Below are 21829 nucleotides of genomic sequence, written 5' to 3'. Positions count from 1 at the left end.
TACTCCGTTCCGCCGGCTGCGGTCCCGACCCATGTTGCAGCGCGCCATGCGCTGCTAGACTTCTGGCCTTTCGCGCCCGCGCGTCTGCGGACGGAGTAACCGACATGCAACTGAACCTGCTCAAGGCCAAGATCCACCGCGCCACCGTGACCCACGCCGAGCTTCATTACGAAGGCTCCTGCGCCATCGATGGCCGCCTGCTCGATATCTCGGGCATCCGTGAGTACGAACAGGTCCACATCTACAACATCAACAGCGGCCACCGCTTCTCGACCTACGCCATCCGCGGGGAAGAGGGCAGCGGCGTGATCTCGGTCAACGGTGCGGCCGCCCACAAGGCCCAGCCCGGCGATCTGGTCATCATCTGCGCCTACGGTATCTGCGACGAGGCCGAGGCGGCGAAGTACAAGCCGACCCTGGTCTATGTGGACCGCAACAACCAACTCACCCATACCAACACCTCGATGCCGGCGCAGGCCGCCTGAGAACCGAAGACAGATGAGCGATGACGCCCGACTGACTGAGCTGCGCGCCGAAGTCGGGCGCGTCACCCAAACTCCGCTGCCGGCGTTGATCGCCGCCGATCCGGCCCGCGCAACGGACTTCACCGTCAAGGTCGGGCCGGTCTACGCCAGCTTCGCCCGCCAGCATTACGACCGCGCCGCGCTGGAGTGGTTGTTCCGCGCCGCCGAGGCCGCCGACAGCGTCGGCCGTCTGCGCGCCCTGTTCGACGGCGAGATCGTCAACGTCACCGAAGGCCGTCCGGCGCTGCACAGCGCGCTGCGCAGCGACCTGTCCGCGACCGACACCGCGCGCGCTGCGCACGCACAAGCCCTTGAAGCCCGTCAGCGCATGCGCGCGGTGGTCGACGCGCTCGCCGCGAGCGAGGTCACCGACATCGTCAGCGTCGGCATCGGCGGTTCCGATCTCGGCCCGCGCCTGGCCGTGGATGCGTTGACCGGCGCCACCCCGGGCCGCTTCCGCGTGCACTTCCTGTCCAACGTCGACGGCCACGCCGCCCAGCGCGTACTCGCCGGACTCGACCCCAAGCGCACCGCCGCGCTGTTGATCTCCAAGACCTTCGGCACCCAGGAGACCCTGCTCAACGGCGGCATCCTGCGCGACTGGCTCGGCGACGACTCGCGCCTGTACGCGATCAGCGCCAATGTCGGGCGCGCGGCGGACGCCTTCAACATCCCGTCCGAGCGCATCCTGCCGATGTGGGACTGGGTCGGCGGGCGTTATTCGTTGTGGTCGGCGGTCGGCTTGCCGATCGCGCTGGCCATCGGCATGGACGCGTTCGAGCAATTCCTCGACGGCGCCGCCGAGATGGACGCGCACGTGCTGCGCACGCCGCTGCAGAGCAATCTCGCTGCCTGGCACGCGCTGACCGCGATCTGGAACCGCAACGGCCTCGGCTACGCGACCCAGGCCGTGCTCGCCTACGACGACCGCCTCAAGCTGCTGTCGAACTATCTGCAGCAGTTGGTGATGGAAAGCCTCGGCAAGTCGGTGCGTCTGGACGGTTCGGCCGTGGCCGGCGATACCGTGGCGGTGTGGTGGGGCGGCGTCGGCACCGACACCCAGCACAGCTTCTTCCAGGCCCTGCACCAGGGCACCTCGATCGTGCCGGCCGACTTCATCGGCGTGGTCCGTTCCGATGCGCCGTATGCGCAGAACCATCGCGCGCTGCAGTCCAACCTGCTGGCCCAGACCGAGGCCTTCGCCAACGGCCAGGGCAGCGACGACCCGCACCGCGTCTATGCCGGCGGACGCCCGAGCACGACCATCCTGCTCGACGCCTTGACCCCGCATGCGCTCGGCGCCTTGCTGGCGATGTACGAACATAGCGTCTACCTGCAGTCGGTGTTCTGGGGCATCAACGCCTTCGACCAGTTCGGCGTCGAACTCGGCAAGCAGGTCGCCAGCCGTCTGTTGCCGGCCCTGGCCGGCGATGCCGAGGCCGACGACCCGGTCACCCGCGAGCTGATCCGGCGCTTGCGCGGCTGAGGTTGCCGCGCGGTCGCGATGGACGAGAACGGCGCTACGGCGTCGTTTTTCGTTTTAAGGTTGGCTTCGGTGCTCAGGGTAGGAGCGGCGTCCTACTGGATTTCCTTCGGTCACGAGCCGCGACCGCGCTGTGACGGTGTTTCGGGGCGTCTCACAAGCAAGGGCAAAGTTTCCCTGTAGGAGCGACGTGAGTCGCGACCAAGGGACGCGTAGAAATCGCACAGCCGTCGTCATTGATCGTAGGCTCGAACTGTCGCGGTGGGTAGGAGCGACGCGAGTCGCGACCGCGCTGTGGCGGTCTTGCGGCGCATCTCAGAAGCAAGGGTAGAGTTTCCCTGTAGGAGCGACGTGAGTCGCGACCGATTACGCGGAGTTTCTAACAAGCAAGTGCAAAGCTTCCGTCCGCTAACGCGGCCGGGTTACTTTCTTTTGCTGGCCCAAAAGAAAGATAACCAAAGAAAAGGCTTTCCTTGACGAAGCTCCCCTGCGAGTACGCAGCCCGCGCCGGAATTTTCCGATAAGACGTCCCTGTCTTATCGGAAAACGCCGCACGTCCTGTGCGGCGCCCTCCGGGTCTCCAGGCGTTCTCGCGAGTTCGGTGGTGCGCCAAGCTCATCACGGCAACGGCAACGGCAACGGCAACGGCAACGGCAATGGCAATGGCAACGGCAACGGCGTCGTGGTTGAGACGGCGCCTTTCGCGGCAGACGATGGTCGCTGAACGAACGCGGTCGCGGCTCGCGCCGCTCCTACCCAAGAGCAGCTTTGCTGTTGCTGTGCGTCGATTCGCACTCGCGAAGGCCATAGAAGACCCGGAGGGCGGCGCGCAAGGATGCGCGCCGTTTTTCATCGGGACATGGATGTCCCGTATGTAGATCCCCGCGTATGCACCGCTCGTGCGGGCTTGTGATTCAAAAAGAAGCAACTTCTTTGGTTACCTTTGACCGAAGGGAATCCAGACGGACTTTTGTTGCTTTAGACAAAAGAAAGTAACCCGCCGCTTTAGTGGCGGAAGCTTTTGGCGTTTGATCTAGATCTAGATCTTGCTTGAGCGATACGCCGTAAGACCGCTGCAGCGCGGTCGCAGCTTGTGACCGAAGGAAACCCAGTAGGACGCCGCTCCTACCCTGGGTACGCGGTGCATCACACCACCGGGCTACCGCACCCCATGCCGCGCCAGCGCCCATTCGACATGCTCGCGCACGATCTCGCTGGGATGCTCGCGCCGCGAACGCAAGGCGGCGATCACTTCGTCGCTGCCCGGGGCGTTGCCGAGGGCGACGGCGATGTTGCGCAGCCAGCGTTCGTGGCCGCTGCGGCGGATCGCCGAACCTTCGGTGCGGCGCAGGAATTCGGCTTCGTCCCAGGCGAACAACTGCGCCAGGCTGGCGCGGTCGAGGTCGTTGCGGGCGCGGAAATCCGGTTCGTCGTTGCGCTTGGCGAATTTGTTCCAGGGGCAGACGAGTTGGCAGTCGTCGCAGCCGAAGATGCGGTTGCCGATCGGCGCGCGCAGTTCGACCGGTATCGGGCCTTCGTGTTCGATCGTCAGGTAGGAGATGCAACGCCGCGCGTCGAGGCGGTGCGGGGCGACGATGGCCTGGGTCGGGCAGATGTCGATGCAGCGCGTGCAGGTGCCGCAATGGGCGCTGGCCGGGCGGTCGATCGGCAAGGGCAGGTCGACGTAGATCTCGCCGAGGAAGAACCAGGAACCGCCGTCCTTGTCGATCAAACAGGTGTGTTTGCCGATCCAGCCGAGCCCGGCGTTGCGTGCCAACGCGCGTTCGAGCACGGGCGCGGAGTCGACGAATACGCGATGGCCGAACGGGCCGACCAGTTCGGCCAGACGGTCGGCCAGACGCTGCAGGCGCTGGCGCATCAGCTTGTGATAGTCGCGGCCGAGGGCGTAGCGCGCGACATAGGCGCGTTCGCCGTCGGCGAGCGTGACCCAGGCGTCTTCGTCGTCGCGGCGGCCGTAGTCGAGCCCGACCGAGATCACCCGCAAGGTGCCCGGCAGCAGTTCGTCGGGACGCGCGCGCAAACCGCCGTGGCGGGCCATCCAGTCCATCGAACCGTGCAGGCCCTGTTCCAGCCAATCCAGCAGATAGGCCTCGTCCTCGGCCAGCTCGATCCCGGAGATGCCGCAGCGCTGGAAGCCGAATTCGCGGGCGATCTCGCGGATGCGCAGGGCCAGCGCAGCGTAGTCGGGCGCGCTCCCGGGCGCATCGGCGGACGCGGGGAGAGGCGAAGTGGGGCGGGTGTCGGACTGGCTCACGATGCGGCAAGTATAGAATCGCCGCATGTCGCCGACCGCTGAAACTTCATCGCCGATGGCCTTGTTCGACGGCGCCGCGCTGCGCGCGATCGAAGCCGCGGCCGTGGCCGAGCTCGGCGACGCCTATGCGCTGATGGCGCGGGCCGGCGAAGCCGCCTGGCGCGAGCTGCTGGGCCATTGGCCGCAGGCGATGCGCCTGTTGGTGGTCTGCGGCCCGGGCAACAACGGCGGCGACGGTTACGTATTGGCGACGCATGCGCAGCAGGCCGGGCGCAAAGTGCTGGTAATGCGCCTGCCGGGGCACGCGCCGCGTGGTGCGCTCGCCGAGCGGGCCGCGGCCGGCTACATGCAGGCCGGCGGTCGCGTGGTCGAGTTCGAAGGCGCCTTGCCCGAGGCCGACGCGGTCGTCGACGCGGTGTTCGGCATCGGCCTGTCGCGCGCGCCCGATGCCGACGCATCCGCTCTGATCGACGCGATCAACGCCCATCCAGCGCCGGTGCTCGCGCTCGACGCGCCGAGCGGTGTCGATGCCGATCGCGGCCATGCCTACCCATCGGCGGTGACCGCGCAGCGCACGCTCGAATTCATCGCCGGCAAATGCGGACTACGCAGCGGCGCCGCACTCGATCGCGTCGGTGCGCTCGCACTCGCCGACCTCGGTTTGCCGCGCGAACTTTACGGTGTGCCGGCGAGCGCGCACTGGCTGCGCGCCGGCGACGTGCCGCGCTGGTTGTCGCCGCGCCTGCGCGACAGTCACAAAGGTCGCAACGGCCGGGTGCTGTGCATCGGCGGCGATCTCGGCCATGGCGGTGCGCTGTTGCTGTGCGCGCAGGCGGCCTTGCGCAGCGGCGCCGGCTTGCTCGATGCGATCACGCGCGAGGCGCACGTCGCGCCGATGCTGGCGCGATTGCCCGAGGCGATGCCGCGTGCGATCGGCGAGAACGACGATCCGCGCACGGCCTTCGCCGCCGCCGACGTGATCGCGATCGGACCTGGGCTCGGCCAACAAGGATGGGGCCGGAATTTGTATCGCTATGCGCTGGACAGCGGAAAACCCCTGCTTTTCGATGCGGATGCGCTGAATCTGCTCGCCGCCGAGCCACGGCGTTTGCCGGCCGATACGGTGTTGACGCCGCATCCCGGCGAAGCCGCGCGCCTGCTCGGCAGCGACACCGCCAGCGTGCAGGCCGATCGCTTCGCCGCGGTGCGCGCTCTCGTTGAACGTTATGCCTGCACGGTCGTGCTCAAGGGCGCCGGCACCCTGGTCGCCGCAACGGATCGCATCGTGCGCGTGGTCGGCGCGGGCAATCCGGGCATGGCGGTCGGCGGCATGGGCGATGTGCTCAGCGGTGTGATCGCCGCTCTGCGCGCGCAAGGCCTCGATGCTTTCGACGCCGCCAGCTGCGGCGCGCTGCTGCATTCGCTGGCCGGCGACGATGCCGCGCGCGACGGCGGCGAGCGCGGTCTGCTGCCGAGCGACCTGATGCCGTGGTTGCGCCGTCGTGCTAATCCGTAGCGCGGGCCAGTCAGTAGAATCGGCAGGGATGAGCATGCACACGATCAAACTGCACTTGGGCGATGCCGAGGCCACCGACGCGCTCGGCGGCGCCTTGGCGCGGGCACGGCCCGCGCACGACGGCGAGGGCTTGCAGGTGCATCTGCACGGCGACCTCGGCGCCGGCAAATCGACCCTGGCGCGCGCCTTGTTGCGCGCACTCGGTGTTACCGGCGCGATCCGCAGCCCGACCTATACCTTGGTCGAGCGCTATCCGCTGTCCGAAGGCGGCGAGGCCTGGCACCTCGACCTGTACCGGATCGGCGATGCCGGCGAGCTCGAATTCCTCGGTCTCGACGGCGGCGAAGCGGTGTTGTGGCTGGTCGAATGGCCGGAGCGCGGCCGCGGCTGGTTGCCCGCGCCCGACCTGCGGGTCGAACTGGCCGTCGATGGAGAGGGGCGCGAGGTCGAACTCAGTGGGGTTTCTGCGGCGGGGCAGGCCTGGCTTGGTGCCTTGGGAGCGGGGACCGCCGGCTATGGGTTTGCGGCCGACTCCTGAACGATTCCATAGGAAGTGGCCCCAGGTGCCGGATTTGAAAGGGAAAAGTTCTTGCATTTACTGTGTCGCAGTGCTTGACTTACGCCCATGCGAGTCAAAGGGGCCACCGTCCAGAAATTCCTGCTCGGCATAGCGCTGTTGGCGGCGCTGGCCTGGAATCTCGCGCACGCCAGTGAAATCAAGGGCTTGGAGCTGCGCAGCGGGGCTACCGGGACGCGCGCCGAGATCGCCCTCGACAAGAACGCCGATTACAAAGTCCTGAGCCTCAAGGGCCCGGACCGCCTCGTCGTCGACCTGCCGGCCTCCAGCGTCGGCAAGAGCGTCAAGCTCCCGGCCGGCACCGGCATCGTCAAATCCGTCCGCACCGGCGCACCGCAGCCGGGCACGGTCCGCATCGTCTTCGATCTCGCCCAGCCGGTCGCCGCACTCAAGCCGCGCATCGAGCAGGGCGGGTCGGGTCCGCGCCTGGTCCTGGAATGGCCCGGCGACGGCGTCGAACCGAAGGCAGCCGTCGCGGCCGCACCCGCGCCGCAGGCGCCGGCCGCCGCTACGCCGACCGCCAGTGCAGCGGCCGCTACGGTCGATCCTTCGGTCGAATCCGCCGCCGCGACCAGCCGCCTGATCTCCGAACTCGCCGCCCGCAATGCTGCGGCGCCGGCCGCCCCGACTACGGCCCAGGCGCCTGGCGCAGCTCCGCATCTCGCTGCCCCGGCCTCGAACCCGCACGCTGCGAACCCGCAAGCCCCTAATACCCAGGCCGCGGGCGCACAGCTTCCCAACCACCAGGCTCCGGCGCTGGTCGGCGCCGCAGCGCCGCCGCCGGCCGCCAACGCCCAGCAACTAGCCGCCCAGCAGGCTGCGCGCCAGGCCGTGTTCGAGCAGGCCGCGCAGGCGCCGATACCGAGCACGGTCGCCAGCGGCGTGCCGACCCGCATCGCCACCGGCGTCCCGACCCGGGTCGCGACCGGCGTGCCGACGCCGATGCCCGGCGCCGCGACGGCTCCGCCCGCAGCGATGCCCGAAAGCGCGCCGCCGGCCGGCGCGGTCAAGACCCTCAAGGACGTCATGCGCGGCCGCGGCATGCGCCCGCTGGTAATCGCCATCGACCCCGGCCACGGCGGCCAGGACCCCGGTGCGATCGGTCAGTCCGGCAAGCGCGAGAAAGACGTGACCCTGGCGATCGGCCGCGAACTCGCGCGCCAGATCAACGCCACGCCGGGCCTCAAGGCCTACATGACCCGCGACACCGACGTGTTCATCCCCTTGCCGCGCCGCGCTCAGTTGGCGCGCCAGGCCAAGGCCGACATGTTCATCTCCATCCATGCCGACGCCGCCGAAAACCGCGCCGCCAAGGGCTCGTCGGTGTACGTGTTGTCGCTCAAGGGCGCGTCCTCGCAGCGCGCGCGCTGGCTGGCCGACAAGGAAAACGCCTCCGACCTGGTCGGCGGCGTGCGCCTGCAGCAGACCGACAACACCCTGACCTCGGTCTTGCTCGATCTCACTCAGAGCGGCCACATGAAGGCCTCCGAAGACGCGGCCGGGCACGTCCTCAGCGGCCTCAAGCAGGTCGGCCACAACCACAAGCCGCATATCGAGCGAGCCAACTTCGCGGTGCTGCGCACCTCGGACATGCCGGCGATGCTGGTCGAGACCGCCTTCATCTCCAATCCGGAAGAAGAGCGCCGTCTCACCGATCCTTCGCACCAGCGCGCGCTGGCGCGGGCGGTGCTCGATGGCGTCAACACCTATTTCACCCGCCAGCCGCCGCCGGGCACGATGTACGCGGCGCGCGCCGAGGCGCAACTGCCTTCGCCGGGCGGGTTCGGGGGCGGCGGCAGCCCCTGAGGCTCCGACGTTCCTCTCGCGTCGGATATCGATCGACGGCCCTTCGGGGCCGTTTTCGTTTGTCCATGTGGGGTAATCCTTCTCCCGCTTGCGGGAGAAGGTGCCCGCAGGGCGGATGAGGGCGCTCCGCCGCCACTCGCTGAGCGCATCGCAACCCCCCGCCCAAACCGCAAGCTCCGGATCGCGAAAGCCGCACCCCAGCGGCTATCATCGATCCCCATCCCCCGACGGTGCCGCGCGCACCGAATGCCGCCTGTGAGCATCCGCCAACTGCCCGACACCCTGATCAACCAGATCGCCGCCGGCGAAGTGGTCGAACGTCCCGCCTCCGTGGTCAAGGAACTGGTCGAGAACGCCCTCGACGCCGGTGCGCGCCGGGTCGACATCGACCTGGAAGAGGGCGGCGTGCGCCTGATCCGGATCCGCGACGACGGCGCCGGCATCTCGCCGGAAGAACTGCCGCTGGCGATCTCGCGCCACGCCACCAGCAAGATCGCCTCGCTCGACGACCTGGAAGGCGTGACCACGCTCGGGTTCCGCGGCGAAGCCTTGCCCTCGATCGCCTCGGTCAGCCGTTTCGCCTTGTCCTCGCGCCGCATCGGCGAAGACCGCGGCGCCATGCTCGAAGTCGACGGCGGCCGGGTCGGCGAGATCGCCCCGAAGCCGCATCCGCAAGGCACCACGGTCGAAGTGCGCGACCTGTTCTTTAACGTGCCGGCGCGGCGCAAGTTCCTCAAGGCCGAGCGCACCGAGCTGGGCCACATCGAAGAATGGTTGCGCCAGCTCGCGCTGGCCCGTCCCGACGTCGAGCTGCGCGTGTCGCACAACGGCAAGCCGACCCGGCGCTGGAAAGGCGAGGGCGACCTGGTCGACATGGGCCTGTCGGACACCCGCATCAGCGAGGCGCTCGGCGAAGAGTTCGCCAAAAATGCCCTGCGCGTCGAGCACAGCGGCGCCGACCTGCGCTTGCACGGCTGGATCGCGCAGCCGTCGTACAACCGCGCCAGCGCCGACCAGCAATACCTTTACGTCAACGGCCGCGCGGTGCGCGACCGCAGCATCGCCCACGCGGTCAAGCAGGCCTATGCCGACGTGCTGTTTCATGGCCGCCAGCCGGCTTACGTGCTGTTCCTCGAACTGGATCCGCGCCGCGTCGACGTCAACGTGCATCCGGCCAAGCACGAGGTGCGGTTCCGCGATGCGCGCCTGATCCACGATTTCGTCTATCGCACGCTCAACGATGCCCTGGCCGAGACCCGCGCCGGCATGGCCCAGCAGGCGTCGGCAGGCGCGGAGGCGGCCGTTGCCGGTGCCGCAGGCTCGTCGATGTACGCCTGGCGCCCGCAAGCGCCGCTCGGTCTGCAGGTGCAGGAAACCCGTGCCGGTTACGCCGCCCTGTACGGCAACGGCGGTGGCGGTTCCGCCGGCGGTTCTACCTATGCCGGTGGCGGTTACGGCGCGAACGCGGGAGGCGGCAGCGCCTATGCGATGCCGCCGCGCGAAATGAACGATGGCTCGCAGTCGCCGGGCGCGTTGCCGCACAGCGACGACCAGACCTTGCCGCCGCTCGGTTATGCGATCGCGCAGTTGCACGGCATCTACGTGCTGGCCGAAAGCGCCGAAGGCCTGATCGTGGTCGACATGCACGCCGCCCACGAGCGCATCGGCTACGAGAAGCTCAAGACCGCCCACGACGGCGAAGGCCTGCGCACCCAGCCTTTGCTGGTGCCGGCGAGCCTGGCGGTGTCCGAGCGCGAGGCCGAAGTCGCCGAGCGCGAGGAGGCGACGCTGCTCGCGCTCGGCTTCGAAGTCACCCGCAGCGGCCCGCAGTCGCTGACCTTGCGCGCGGTGCCGGCGTTGTTGGCGCACGGCGACGTCGAGGCCTTGCTGCGCGACGTCCTCGCCGACCTGCGCGAGCACGGCGAATCGCGCCGGGTGGCCGCGGCCCGCGACGAATTGCTCTCGACCATGGCCTGCCATGGCGCGGTGCGTGCGAACCGACGTCTCACTTTGCCGGAAATGAATGCCTTGTTGCGCGAGATGGAGGCGACCGAACGCTCCGGTCAATGCAATCATGGCCGCCCCACCTGGGCGCGCTTCAGCCTGCCCGAGATCGATCGCTGGTTCCTGCGAGGCCGTTGAGATGACCGCTGCACGCTCCTTTGCACGCACTTTGTCGGGCACGTTGTCCGCGCCGGCACTGTCGGCCTTGCTGTTGCTCGGCCTGGCCGCTTGCGATTCGCCCGAACAGCAGGTCGCGCAGAAGCGCGAAGTCGCGCGCGCCGCCGCGGTCAGCGACACCTTCGCCCGCGACCAGCAACTGTGGCGCCAGCAACGCAAGGACGAGTTGCTCAAGCCCGACGGCTGGGCCAGCCTGGTCGGCCTGTATCCCATCGACACCGGCTCGCATTATTTCGGCAGCGACCGCGACAACGGCATCCGCCTCGGCGTCGGCCCGGCCCATTTCGGCCTGCTTTCGCTCAACAAGGGCCGCCTGCGTTTCATTCCCGAGCGCGGCCAGCAGCTGACCCTCAACGACCAGCCGCTCAAGGGCGCGGCGAATCTGCTCGCCGACGACTACCCGGCCGGCCCGAGCAAGATCGGTTTCGACGACGGCCAGGGCATCCTGACCGTGATCAAGCGCGGCGACCGCTACCTGTTGCGCGCACGCCATGCGCAGGCGCCGACCCTGACCGGTTTCAAGGGCATCGATTACTGGGAACCGCAGCAGGAGTGGAAGCTCAGCGCGAAGTTCGTCGCTCATCCGGCCGGCAAGACCATCGACATCGTCAACATCATCGGCACCATCGAGGCGACGCCGAACCCGGGTGCGATCGAGTTCGAGCGCGACGGCAAGACCTATCGCATCGAGGCGCTGGACCAGGGCGGCGACGAACTGCTGCTGGTGTTCGCCGATCGCACCAGCGGCCACCAGAGCTACAGCGCCGGGCGTTTCCTCGACGTCGCGCGGCCGAACCTGCAAGGCCTGGTGACGGTCGATTTCAACAAGGCCTACAACCCGCCGTGCGCGTTCACGCCGTTCGCGACCTGTCCGCTGCCGCCGGCGGAAAACCGTCTCGACCTGGAAGTCGCCGCCGGCGAGAAGACCTACAAACACGACGACGTCGCGCCGGCCGCGAGCGCCACCGCGCAAGCCCCGTGACGCGTCCGGCTTTATCGCGGCGCTTCGCCATCCCCCTTCACTCGAGTTCGACGCCTGCGTCGCCGACCCAAGGATCAGTTTGCCCATGCGGTTCCTGAAGCTGTTCGTCCTGCCCTTGTTCACCGCTTCGGTGCTCAGCGCATCGTTGACTTCCGCGACCGCGAGCGCCGCCGGCGACGTGCCCGCGGCGACCGCAAAGGCGCCGCCGGTACCCTTGCTGTGGAAAGTCTCCGACCAGGACAACGCGGTCTATCTGCTGGGCTCGTTCCATCTGCTGCGCGCCGACGACTATCCGTTGTCGTCGGACATCGACCAGGCGTTCGCCGGCGCCGGCAAGCTGGTGTTCGAGGTCGCGCCGGAAGAGATGTTCGACCCGACCGTGCCGCAGCGTTTCATGGCGCGTGCGCGCTACGACGACGGCCGCACCCTGAGCAAGGTGTTGCCGGCCGACCTGCGCGAAAAGCTCAACCGCGTGCTGGCCAAAAACGGCAGTTCGCTGGCCCAGCTCGACGCGCTGGAACCCTGGTTCGTGAATCTGTCGCTGGTGCTCGGCGTATCGCAGTCGATGGGCTTCAGCCCGCAACTGGGGCTGGACCAGTACCTGATGCGGCAGGCGGCCGAAGCCGGCAAGCCGACCTCGGGCCTGGAGACCATGGAGCTGCAGATGCAGGTCATGGATTCGGGCCCGCTGCCCGAGCAGATCACCGCGCTGCGCGAGTTCGTCGACAAGCCCGAGGACGTGCCGGGCATGCTCGACGAAATCCATTCGGCCTGGCGCAATGCAGACTTGGCCATGCTCGACGAGAAGGCGCGCGTGGAGATGGAACAGAAGACCCCGGAGACCTACCGGATGGTCAACGTCGAACGCAACGTAGCCTGGGTGCCGCAGATCCAGAAGATGCTCGACGAGCCCAAGCAGGGCGACGCCCTGGTCGTGGTCGGTTCGCTGCACCTGCTCGGCAACGACGGTCTGGTCGAGCGCCTGCGTGCGAAGGGCTATACGGTCGAGCGCGTGTGCTCGAGCTGCACGCCGGCCGACGGCCCGGTGCCGGTGATCGGCGCCGAGCGCGCCTTCGCCGCCAAGGACGCCGGCAAGCCGGCCGACCCCAAGCGCGGCAAGGACAAACCCGCCAAGGACGCCTCCGGTAAGCACGACAGTGGCAAGCACGAGGCGAGCGAAGCCGAGGCCGCCAAGCCAGGGCAGGCCAAGCACGAGCCGGCCAAGCACGAGCCCGCACGCGCCGAAGCCAAGCCGGCCGGCCCGTCGCGCTGAGCACGAGCCGGCGATGACGGCAGTGGCAGGATTCGACTTCGCGGCCTTGCGCGAGGACATCGTCGTCGCGGCCGCGGCGGCGTTCGCGGAGATCTCCGCCTCGCAAGGCGACGACCCGGTGCGTGCGTTCGCGCTGTACTCCGATGCCGGCGCGATGACGGTGTGCCCGGCGATGGCGACTGCCGATTACCTGCGCCGTATCGACAACGAATATCCCGACGAGCGCCTGTACTACCGTTACTCGCCGTCGGAATGGCCGCTGGAAGGCGTCGGCGCCGACGAGCAGTTCGGGCGTTTGTGCGATCGCCTGCGCGAGCACGTGTTCGCCCTCGAAGAGGGGGACGAGGACGCGCGCTTCGCCGATTTCAAGACGCGCCTGATGGACACGATGGTCGAGAGCGCGGAGTCGTTGCGCAAGCAGTGCTTCGCCGGGCTCGGCGAAGACTTCGTGGTATTGGCGACGATTTCCGACGACGACGAGCCGGCCGCCGAATTGAACCGGCGCGTGGCGCGCTTGAACTCGCCTGCGGTCGCGGCCGAATTCGCCGCATGGTCGCGCAGCTGGCGCGACTAAGCGCCGAGCGTCGCGTCCGCGGCCGGGACCAGCACGATGCAATCCACCGGGCAAGCCGGCACGCACAGCTCGCAGCCGGTGCACAGCGGCTCGATCACCGTGTGCATGTGCTTGGCCGCGCCGATGATGGCGTCGACCGGGCAGGCCTGGATGCATTTGGTGCAGCCGATGCAGTCGGCTTCGACGATCAGCGCCAGCGGCGCGGGCTTGTGCTCGCCGCGGCTGCGGTCGTAGGGCTTCGCCTCGACCCCGAGCAGGCGCGCCAAGCTGCGCGCACCGGCGTCGCCGCCCGGTGGGCAATGGTCGACCCCGGCCTCGCCGCGCGCCATCGCTTCGGCATAGGGGCGGCAGCCGGCGTAGCCGCATTGCCCGCACTGGGTCTGCGGCAGCAGGCGGTCGAGGCGCTCGATCAGATCCATGAGGCTGGAAGTGAGGATAGAGGAGTGAGGAGTGAGTAAAGGCAGCCGTGTATCAGCTTTGCTGAAGCGCGCGGCGGCTTTGAGTCAGCCAGTACTCACTTCTCACTCCTCCAAACTCACTTCTCGCTCGCTCTCACTTGACCGGCATGCCCGGGGCGGCGCCGCTGTCGACGTCGAGCAGGTGCAGGCCGTCGCCGTCGAAACCGGCCGACAGGATCATGCCTTCGCTGATGCCGAAGCGCATCTTGCGCGGGGCGAGGTTGGCGATGAACACCACCTTGCGGCCGACCAGCTTGTCGGGCTCGGCGTAGGAGCCGCGGATGCCGGAGAAAATCTGGCGCGTGCCGAGTTCGCCGGCGTCGAGTTCGAAACGCAGCAGTTTGTCGGAGCCTTCAACGAATTCGCAGACCCGGACCGTGCCGATGCGCAGGTCGAGCTTGGCGAACTCGTCGATGCCAACCGTCGCGACGGCCGCTGCATTCGAGCTCGAGGGCACGACAGCCGGCGTTGAACTCACAGCGGCGACGGCAGCGGCTGGGGTTTTGCCATCGGCGGCGGCTGCCGGTGCGGAGGCGGCGAGGGATTCTTTGCTGGCTTCAATCATGGTGTCGATCAGTTTGGTGTCGATGCGGGTGAAGAGCGGGACGTAGGCGCCGATGCGGTGGTCGAGCAGCGGCTCGGCGAGGTCTTCCCACAGCGTCACCGGCGCGGCGAGGAAGGCCTCGGCCTCGGCCGAGACGCGCGGCAGCACCGGTTTGAGCGCGGCGGCCAGCACGCGGAACAGGTTCAGCCCCTGCGTGCACACGGCCTGCAGATGCGCTTCGGCGCCTTCCTGCTTGGCCAGCACCCAGGGCTTGTGCTCGTCGATGTATTTGTTGGCCTCGTCGGCCAGCGCCATGGTCAGGCGTACCGCGCTCGCGGCTTCGTTGCGCGCGTAGGCTTCGGCGATCGGCGTTAGCTGAGCGACGAAGCGCTGGTACATCGCCGCGTCCGGCAGGGTCGCCGACAGTTGTCCGTCGAAGCGCTTCTCGATGAAGCCGGCGCAGCGGCTGGCGAGGTTGACGAACTTGCCGACCACGTCGGCGTTCACCCGGGCGACGAAGTCGGACAGGTTGAGGTCGATGTCCTCGACGCCGCCGCTGGTCTTGGTGGCGAAGTAGTAGCGCAGCGCTTCCGGGTCGAGGCCGACGTCGAGGTAGGTGCGCGCCTGGATGAAGGTGCCGCGCGACTTCGACATCTTCTCGCCGTTGACCATCAGATAGCCGTTGACGTGCAGCCGGGTCGGCGCGCGGAAGCCGGCGCCGTGCAGCACCGCCGGCCAGAACAGGCCGTGGAAGGTGACGATGTCCTTGCCGATGAAGTGGTGCAGTTCGGCTTCGCTGTCGCGGGCCAGGTAGGACCAGAAATCCAGGCCTTCGCGTTCGCACAGAGCCTGGAAGCTGCTCAGGTAGCCGATCGGCGCGTCCAGCCAGACATACAGGTACTTGCCCGGGTGGCCGGGGATCTCGAAACCGAAGTAGGGCGCATCGCGCGAGATGTCCCAGGCGCGCAAGCCGCCGTCGACGTCGAGCCATTCGTGCAGCTTGGCCTTGATGCCGGGCGTGGCGACGTCGCCGGCCAGCCACTCGCGCAGGAAGGCCTCGAAATGGCCGACCTCGAAGAAGAAGTGTTCGGACTCGCGCAACTCCGGCGTTGCCCCGCTGACCACCGAGCGCGGCTCCTTGAGTTCGGTCGGCGCATAGGTCGCACCGCAGTTCTCGCAGTTGTCGCCGTATTGGTCGGGGGTGCCGCAGTTCGGGCAGATGCCCTTGACGTAGCGATCGGGCAGGAACATGCCCTTGACCGGGTCGTACAACTGCGCGACCGAGCGGCGGGTGATGTGGCCGCTGTTGTCCAGGCGCGCGTAGAAGCCTTCGGTCAAGCTGCGGTTGCCGGCTGAGTGGGTCGAGTCGTAGTGATCGAACTTGACCCCGAAGTCGGCGAAGTCGCGCTCATGGCTCACCTGGACGCCGGCGATGAAGGCTTCCGGGGTCAGGCCGGCCTTTTCGGCGCCGAGCATGATCGGCGTGCCGTGGGTGTCGTCGGCGCAGATGTAGTGCACGCGGTGGCCGCTCATTCGCTGCGCGCGACACCAGATGTCGGCTTGGCCGTAACCGACCAGATGACCGAGGTGCAGCGGCCCGTTGGCATAGGGCAGGGCGTTGGAGACGACGATTTCGCGGGACATGAGTGCGGGTGCCGTGGGTGGTCGTGAATTATGGCATGGGCCTGCGCGCCGGCCGTGGCGGACCGCAGGGTCTGCGGCCGGCGTCGGCGCAAAAAGAAACCCGGCGCACAGGCCGGGTTTCCGTGGATCGCGGACCGGCGCGGGGTTTATTCCTGGCGCATCCAGGTCTGGGTGCGGCCGAGCAGCGAGAAGCCCATGAAGCCGCGGACTTCGAGTTTCTTGCCGTTGTCGATCGGGGTGACCTTGACCGAATAGATCTTGCCGGTGGCCGGGTCGAGGATCTGGCCGCCGTCCCAGGCGCTGCCGTCCTTGCGGATGCCCCACAGGATCACCATGCCCTTGACCGGCTTGTTCTTGCGCTCGCCCGAGCACTTGTCGCAGGTCGGGTTCGGGCCGCGATCGGACTGCAGGACTTCGTTGACACGGCCGGCGAGGCTGCCGTCCTTGGCTTCGTAGATCTCGACGACCGACTTGGGCTTGCCGGTCTTGTCGTCGACGGTGGTCCACTTGCCGACCGGCGTGGCCTGGGCGAACGCGGCCATCGGCAGCGCGAGCAGCAACAGTGCAAACAGTTTGGTACGCATGGGTCCCCTCCCAGGGATTAGGCGTGATCGAACCACATTCGGACCGCGCTCGGACCGCTCGACAGGCCGGCCGCTATTCGCGGTTGCAGCCTTTATACCGCATCCGCCAGGGTATGGAAGTCGACCCGGGCCACCGTTCAGGCGGGCAAAAAGAAGCCCGGCCTGGGCCGGGCTTCCTGGTGACGCAGTCTGGCTTGGAGCGAGGATCAGAACTTGTAGGTGGCGCCGGCGTAGACGTAGCGGCCGATGCTGTCGTAGTTCGCGTTGTCCTCGGTCTCGCCGAAGTAGTTCAACGGCGGGTCCTTGTCGAACACGTTGTCCGCGCCGATGTACAGGTCCAGCCCGGTGTTCGCGACCTTATAGCCGATCTGCAGGTTGTGATAGGTGTAGGACGGGTTGCGGATCGGCGAGATCTGGCCCGGGTTGCTGTTGTAGCTCTCCGGGACCACGCGCAGGTTGCCGTCGATGTAGCGCATGTCCCACGAGCCGCGCCAGTTGCCGTGCTTGTAGCTGGCGTTGAGCGAGGCGCGCCAGCGCGGATCGCTGACGTAGGTCACGTACTCGTCGTACTCGGCCGGGAAGTCCTGGAACGGCCATTCGCGCGAGGAGATCAGGCGGGTGCCGACGAAGCGCAGCGCGGCCTGGCCGCCCAGCATTTCGAAGCGGTAGTCGGCTTCGATGTCGACGCCGGCGCGGCGGGTCTTGGCCAGGTTTTCGTTGATCGCCTTCCAGCTGTAGATCGAATTCGCCGGGAAGGTACGGCCCTGCGAGTCGACATAGCCGGCGGCCGGCGCGCGCTGGATCAGGGCGCAGAAATCGTTGCCGATGCCGCCGGGCGAATCGACGCAACGGGTGGCGATGGTCTGCGCGCTGACGGCGCCGATGGCGTCGGTCAGGGTGACGCGCCAGTAGTCGACCGACAGGCCGAAGCCTTCGATGAACTCCGGCTGCCAGACCAGGCCGTAGGACAGCGAGCGGGCTTGTTCGACGTTCAAGTCCGGGTTGCCGCCGCTGACGCCCGGGCGGTTGCCCGTGTAGGTGTCGCGGTAGTTGGCCGGGATGCCGAGGGTGGCGCAGTTGCTGGCGCGCAGCGCCGGGTCGCCCGCGGTCGAGACGCCGTTGGTGACGCCGGGACGGGTGTCGCAGGGGTCGTAGACGGTGGCGAAGTTCTGCGTCTGCGGGTTGAACAGCTCGCCGATGTTCGGCGCGCGCACCGCCTGGGCGACGCTGCCGCGCAAACGCAGCGAATCGTTGATCGCCCAGTCCAGACCGACGTTCCAGGTCTTGGTCGAACCGACCGTGTCGTAGTCGGAGTAACGGCCGGCCAGGTCCATGCTCAGGCGCTGCACGCCGGGCAGGTCGGCCAGCAGCGGTACGGTCGCTTCGGCGAAGATTTCCTTGACGCTGTACTCGCCCTTGCGGCTGGGGATCGCGTTGAGGAAGGTCAGGCCCTGCGCGGCCAGCGGATCGGTGATTTCCTCGCTGGTTTCCTTGCGGTATTCGATGCCGCCGGCGAAGCCGACGCCGCCGGCCGGCAGCTCGAACAGCGCGCTGTTGGCGACCGAGGCGCTGAACACGCTCTGGGTGATCTTGCTGCGGTTGATCGCGTCGTAGTTGAACCAGGCCGCGGCCTTCGGGTCGACCGCGCCGTTGCCGAACACGCTGAAGGGCACGCAGCCGGCGCGCGAGATGTCGAGGTAGGCGCGGCCGGTGTTCGGGTTGATCGCGTTGGGGTTGACCGAGACGCGGCAGGCGAGGTTGCCGTTGGCGTCGCGCACCACGTCCATGCCGGCCTGCCAGCGGTCGTTGATGCGGTTGTTTAGGTTCAGGCGGTCGATTTCGGTCTTGCCGTAGACGCCGGACACTTCATAGGTCCAGTTCTCCGACAGATAGCCTTCCAGGCCGGCGACGTAGCGCTGGGTCTTGCGGTCGACCTGTTCGCCGCGACGGCCGGCGTCGACGTTGAAGCGGCTGATCTGCAGTTGGCTGGCCGGCGAGGCGAGACCGTTGGCGTCCATCAGCGCGCCGAGTTGCGGCGAGATCAGGGCGTTGTCGCGGCGGATGCGGAACGGCTGGTCGAACGGCGGCTGGCCGAGGAAGTCCGATTCGGTCTTGGTGTATTTGCCTTCGAAGAAGAACTTATGGTTCTCGTTGATCTCGAAGTTGAGCATGGTGTTGACGCTGTAGCGGTCGAAGCCCGGCTGCAGGTCGGCCACGCCGTTGAGGTCGGCGAAGTCGCAGTCGACGCAGTTGTTCGCTCCTTCGCGTGGGCCGTCGTAACGGTTCGGGCGGAAGCTGCCGTCGTCGTTGAACAGATAGCGCTTGCCGCCGAGGTTGAAGGTGCCGCCGTAGGACAGGCTGGAATTGCCGCCCGGGCCCATGAACACGCGCTGCGGGTTGGTCTGGCTCGGCGGCTTGCTCGGGTCGAAGTTCGGGTTCGGCATGTTGATGTTGAACTCGCGGCCGATCTTGCGATCGCCGCGGCCGAAACGATCCTGCTTGCTGTACTCGGCCGAGTACACGATGTTGCCGCGGCCGCCGGCGAATTCGTTGCCGCCGGTGGCGCTGATGAAGGAACGGCTGAAATCGCCTTCGCTGGCGTCGCCGGTCTGGGCGCGGATCTCGTAGCCGTCGAACTTCTTCTTCATGATGAAGTTGACGACGCCGGCGACGGCGTCGGCGCCGTACACGGCCGAGGCGCCGCCGGTGATGACTTCGACGCGCTCGATCAGTTCGACCGGGATGGTGTTGACGTCGACCGCGGTCGAGCCCGAGGTGCCGCCGACGTGGCGGCGGCCGTTGACCAGCACCAGGGTGCGCGCGCTGCCCATGCCGCGCAGGTCGAGCAGACCGAGGCCGGCGGTGCCGATGGCGCGGGTGGAGTTGCCCAGGGTGTAGGTGGCCGACAACTGCGGCAGGGTGGTCATCAGGTCGGCGATGGTCACCGCGCCGGTGGAGCGGATTTCCTCGGCGCTGATGCCGACCACCGGCGAAGGCGTGACGAAGCCGATGCGCTTGATGCGCGAGCCGGTCACGGTGACCGCGTCGATGTCGGTCGCCGCGGTCGCGGTGGCGTCGGCCGGGGCCGCGTCCTGGGCGTAGCCGGTGCCGGCGACCGAGACCAGCATGGCGCTGACCAGCGCCGCCGTCAGCCTGCTGCGTTGCAGGCCCTGCGAGTTGCGTACTGCCATTGAGTTTTCCCCTAACTGAGAACGTAAGTGCATGTTTCGGGTGCCTTCCTGGCGCTTTAACAATCCCTTTACAAACCTGAACTTAACACGCACGTAATATTTCCCGGCTTGCCTGGGGCGGTGTTTGATTTTGCTGAGTGCCAACATTCAAGCGATTGATTGCAATGCGTTTTCGCGCTTGTTGCCGGAATGTAACCATTGCTGCAAGGCGGGTTCCTGCGCGGATGAGCGCAATCGGAACCGCTGGAATCTGTGACAGCGCGCTGGTGTGATATGCAATTTATGGTTGCTTATTGGGCGGCCATGTTGCCGGCGCCGGAGCGGTCTGGCGAGGCCGCCCTCGGCCCCTCGGAGCGGCGTCGAACGCGGCCGCGCGCGCATGCCGGACAGGACGCTGCCAAGCGCAGGCTTTACCATGTGCACAGGCCGCCGAGCGGCCCGCCCCCCATTCAGAGTCCCCATGCGCATCCACACACCCCGTACGGCCGGACGGCCGGTATGAGCGAGACCTTGCAGGCCGCGATCGCGGCGCTTTTCATTCCCGAGACCGACGTGCGCCTGGGCGACAGCGAGGCGCGCATCCGCGCCGGCGTCGGCGAAGGCCGCGCCGCGGTTTCGATCACCGCCGGCTATCCGCTCGAGGGCCTGCGTACCGCGCTGGAAACGGCGATCGGCGAGTTGCTGGCGGGCGAGGGCCTGAGCCTGGCGAGCCTGGAACTCAACACCCGCATCGTGTCGCACGCGGTCCAGCCGAAGTTGGCGCCGTTGCCGAGCGTGCGCAACGTGATCGCGATCGGTTCCGGCAAGGGCGGTGTCGGCAAGTCGACCACCGCGGTGAACCTGGCCCTGGCCCTGGCCGCCGACGGCGCCCGCGTCGGCGTGCTCGATGCCGACATCTACGGCCCCAGCGTGCCGATGATGCTCGGCCTCAGCGGCCGCCCCGATAGCCCGGACGGCAAGAGCATCGAACCGATGCGCGCGCACGGCCTGGAAGCGATGTCGATCGGCCCGCTGGTCGAACAGGACACGCCGATGATCTGGCGCGGCCCGATGGCGACCTCGGCGCTGACCACCTTGCTCAACGACACCCGCTGGGGCGAGCTCGACTATCTGATCGTCGACCTGCCGCCCGGCACCGGCGATATCCAGCTGACCCTGTCGCAGAAGATCCCGGTCGCCGGCGCGGTGATCGTGACCACGCCGCAGGACGTGGCCACGCTCGATGCGAAGAAGGCGCTGCGCATGTTCGAGAAGGTCGAAGTGCCGGTGCTCGGGCTGATCGAGAACATGGCCGTGCACGTGTGTTCGAACTGCGGCCACGCCGAGCACCTGTTCGGCGAAGGCGGCGGCGCGCGCATGGCCAGCCAATACGGCGTGAGCCTGCTCGGCAGCCTGCCGCTGGAAATCGGCATCCGCGAGCAGGGCGACGCCGGCGTGCCGATCGTCGCCTCGGCGCCGGATTCGACCGCCGCGCGCGCCTACCGCGCCGCCGCGCGCCGGCTCGCGGTGCAGCTCGCGCTGCGGCCGCGGGTGACGCCGTCGATCTCGGCTTCGCTGCTCGGCTGAGCGCGGCCCGCACTACCTCCCTTACCATCGGCGGCCTGGCTGCCCTTACTGGAACATCGCAATGAGCATCAAGTCCGACCGTTGGATCCGCCGCATGTCCGAGCAGCACGGCATGATCGAGCCGTTCGAGCCCGGCCAGGTCAAGCACGCCGCCGACGGCCAGCGCATCGTCAGCTACGGCACCTCCAGCTACGGCTACGACGTGCGCTGCTCGCGCGAGTTCAAGGTCTTCACCAACATCAACTCGACCATCGTCGATCCCAAGCACTTCGACCCGGGCAGCTTCGTCGACATCGAGAACGACGTCTGCATCATCCCGCCGAACTCCTTCGCCCTGGCGCGCACCGTCGAGTACTTCCGCATTCCGCGCGACGTGCTGGTGGTCTGCCTGGGCAAGAGCACCTACGCGCGCTGCGGCATCATCGTCAACGTGACGCCGCTGGAGCCGGAGTGGGAAGGCCACGTGACCCTGGAATTCAGCAACACCACGCCGCTGCCGGCGCGCATCTACGCCAACGAAGGCGTGGCGCAGATGCTGTTCTTCCAGTCCGACGAAGTCTGCGAGACCTCCTACAAGGACCGCGGCGGCAAGTACCAGGGCCAGGTCGGCGTGACCCTGCCGCGCACCTGAGCCCGGCCCGCCGCTGCGGC

General features: G+C 67.8%; 16 protein-coding genes. 11 read left to right on the top strand and 5 right to left on the bottom strand.

Going from position 1 to position 21829, the window contains the following annotated elements:
- Positions 1-104 precede the first annotated feature (104 nt).
- Both panD and pgi read left to right on the top strand, forming a co-directional pair.
- The gene (panD, locus tag GLA29479_RS06300; RefSeq protein ID WP_031373460.1) at positions 105-485 is read left to right on the top strand and encodes an aspartate 1-decarboxylase; all 381 of its coding nucleotides are present in this window, start codon (positions 105-107) and stop codon (positions 483-485) included.
- A gap of 13 nt (positions 486-498) precedes the next feature.
- Positions 499-2010, top strand: a complete 1512-nt coding sequence (gene pgi / locus GLA29479_RS06295; RefSeq protein ID WP_082638341.1) for a glucose-6-phosphate isomerase — start codon at positions 499-501, stop codon at positions 2008-2010.
- 1156 nt (positions 2011-3166) lie between these two features.
- On the opposite strand, the gene queG is transcribed toward pgi, so the two are convergent.
- The gene (queG, locus tag GLA29479_RS06290; protein ID WP_082638340.1) at positions 3167-4309 is read right to left on the bottom strand and encodes a tRNA epoxyqueuosine(34) reductase QueG; all 1143 of its coding nucleotides are present in this window, start codon (positions 4307-4309) and stop codon (positions 3167-3169) included.
- Between queG and GLA29479_RS06285 the strand changes: the two genes are divergently transcribed.
- The 7 genes from GLA29479_RS06285 (at position 4308) to GLA29479_RS06255 (ending at position 13191) form a co-directional block, all read left to right on the top strand.
- Positions 4308-5798 carry a bifunctional ADP-dependent NAD(P)H-hydrate dehydratase/NAD(P)H-hydrate epimerase gene (locus GLA29479_RS06285; RefSeq protein WP_057971110.1) on the top strand — a complete coding sequence of 497 codons (1491 nt, stop codon included), beginning with the start codon at positions 4308-4310 and terminating at the stop codon, positions 5796-5798. The two genes, queG and GLA29479_RS06285, sit on opposite strands and share 2 nt — an antisense overlap.
- Positions 5799-5832: 34 nt before the next feature.
- Positions 5833-6336, top strand: a complete 504-nt coding sequence (gene tsaE, locus GLA29479_RS06280) for a tRNA (adenosine(37)-N6)-threonylcarbamoyltransferase complex ATPase subunit type 1 TsaE (protein ID WP_057973089.1) — start codon at positions 5833-5835, stop codon at positions 6334-6336.
- 87 nt (positions 6337-6423) lie between these two features.
- Positions 6424-8181, top strand: coding sequence for an N-acetylmuramoyl-L-alanine amidase (locus GLA29479_RS25935; protein ID WP_057971109.1), 1758 nt, complete (start codon positions 6424-6426; stop codon positions 8179-8181).
- Between the two features lie 255 nt (positions 8182-8436).
- The gene (mutL, locus tag GLA29479_RS06270; protein ID WP_144436379.1) at positions 8437-10323 is read left to right on the top strand and encodes a DNA mismatch repair endonuclease MutL; all 1887 of its coding nucleotides are present in this window, start codon (positions 8437-8439) and stop codon (positions 10321-10323) included.
- A gap of 1 nt (position 10324) precedes the next feature.
- Positions 10325-11344, top strand: coding sequence for a DUF1684 domain-containing protein (locus tag GLA29479_RS06265; protein WP_082638339.1), 1020 nt, complete (start codon positions 10325-10327; stop codon positions 11342-11344).
- 85 nt (positions 11345-11429) lie between these two features.
- Positions 11430-12617, top strand: coding sequence for a TraB/GumN family protein (locus GLA29479_RS06260; protein ID WP_057971107.1), 1188 nt, complete (start codon positions 11430-11432; stop codon positions 12615-12617).
- 13 nt (positions 12618-12630) lie between these two features.
- The gene (locus GLA29479_RS06255) at positions 12631-13191 is read left to right on the top strand and encodes a DUF4303 domain-containing protein (protein WP_057971106.1); all 561 of its coding nucleotides are present in this window, start codon (positions 12631-12633) and stop codon (positions 13189-13191) included.
- On the opposite strand, the gene rnfB is transcribed toward GLA29479_RS06255, so the two are convergent.
- The 4 genes from rnfB to GLA29479_RS06235 all read right to left on the bottom strand — a co-directional run bounded on the left by rnfB (position 13188) and on the right by GLA29479_RS06235 (position 19612).
- Entirely contained in the window at positions 13188-13610 is a 423-nt protein-coding gene (gene rnfB / locus GLA29479_RS06250) for an Rnf electron transport complex subunit RnfB (protein ID WP_082638338.1), read from the bottom strand. The two genes, GLA29479_RS06255 and rnfB, sit on opposite strands and share 4 nt — an antisense overlap.
- Before the next feature lie 133 nt (positions 13611-13743).
- Complete coding sequence (gene metG, locus GLA29479_RS06245; protein WP_057971104.1) at positions 13744-15837, bottom strand: methionine--tRNA ligase; 2094 nt, start codon at positions 15835-15837, stop codon at positions 13744-13746.
- A gap of 146 nt (positions 15838-15983) precedes the next feature.
- Positions 15984-16421, bottom strand: coding sequence for a DUF2147 domain-containing protein (locus tag GLA29479_RS06240; protein ID WP_057971103.1), 438 nt, complete (start codon positions 16419-16421; stop codon positions 15984-15986).
- A 206-nt stretch (positions 16422-16627) separates the two neighbouring features.
- Positions 16628-19612, bottom strand: a complete 2985-nt coding sequence (locus GLA29479_RS06235) for a TonB-dependent receptor domain-containing protein (protein ID WP_057971102.1) — start codon at positions 19610-19612, stop codon at positions 16628-16630.
- A 498-nt stretch (positions 19613-20110) separates the two neighbouring features.
- Between GLA29479_RS06235 and apbC the strand changes: the two genes are divergently transcribed.
- Together apbC and dcd are read left to right on the top strand one after the other, a co-directional pair.
- Positions 20111-21178: an iron-sulfur cluster carrier protein ApbC gene (apbC, locus tag GLA29479_RS06230; RefSeq protein WP_248842803.1), complete on the top strand. Its 1068-nt coding sequence runs from the start codon at positions 20111-20113 to the stop codon at positions 21176-21178.
- A 61-nt stretch (positions 21179-21239) separates the two neighbouring features.
- Positions 21240-21809 (top strand): dCTP deaminase, encoded by a 570-nt coding sequence (gene dcd / locus GLA29479_RS06225; RefSeq protein WP_031372257.1) that lies wholly within the window; start codon positions 21240-21242, stop codon positions 21807-21809.
- Positions 21810-21829: the final 20 nt, after the last annotated feature.

The organism is Lysobacter antibioticus, from assembly GCF_001442535.1.
GTDB classification, from domain to species: domain Bacteria; phylum Pseudomonadota; class Gammaproteobacteria; order Xanthomonadales; family Xanthomonadaceae; genus Lysobacter; species Lysobacter antibioticus.
This window is presented reverse-complemented; position numbering and strand designations above follow the sequence as displayed.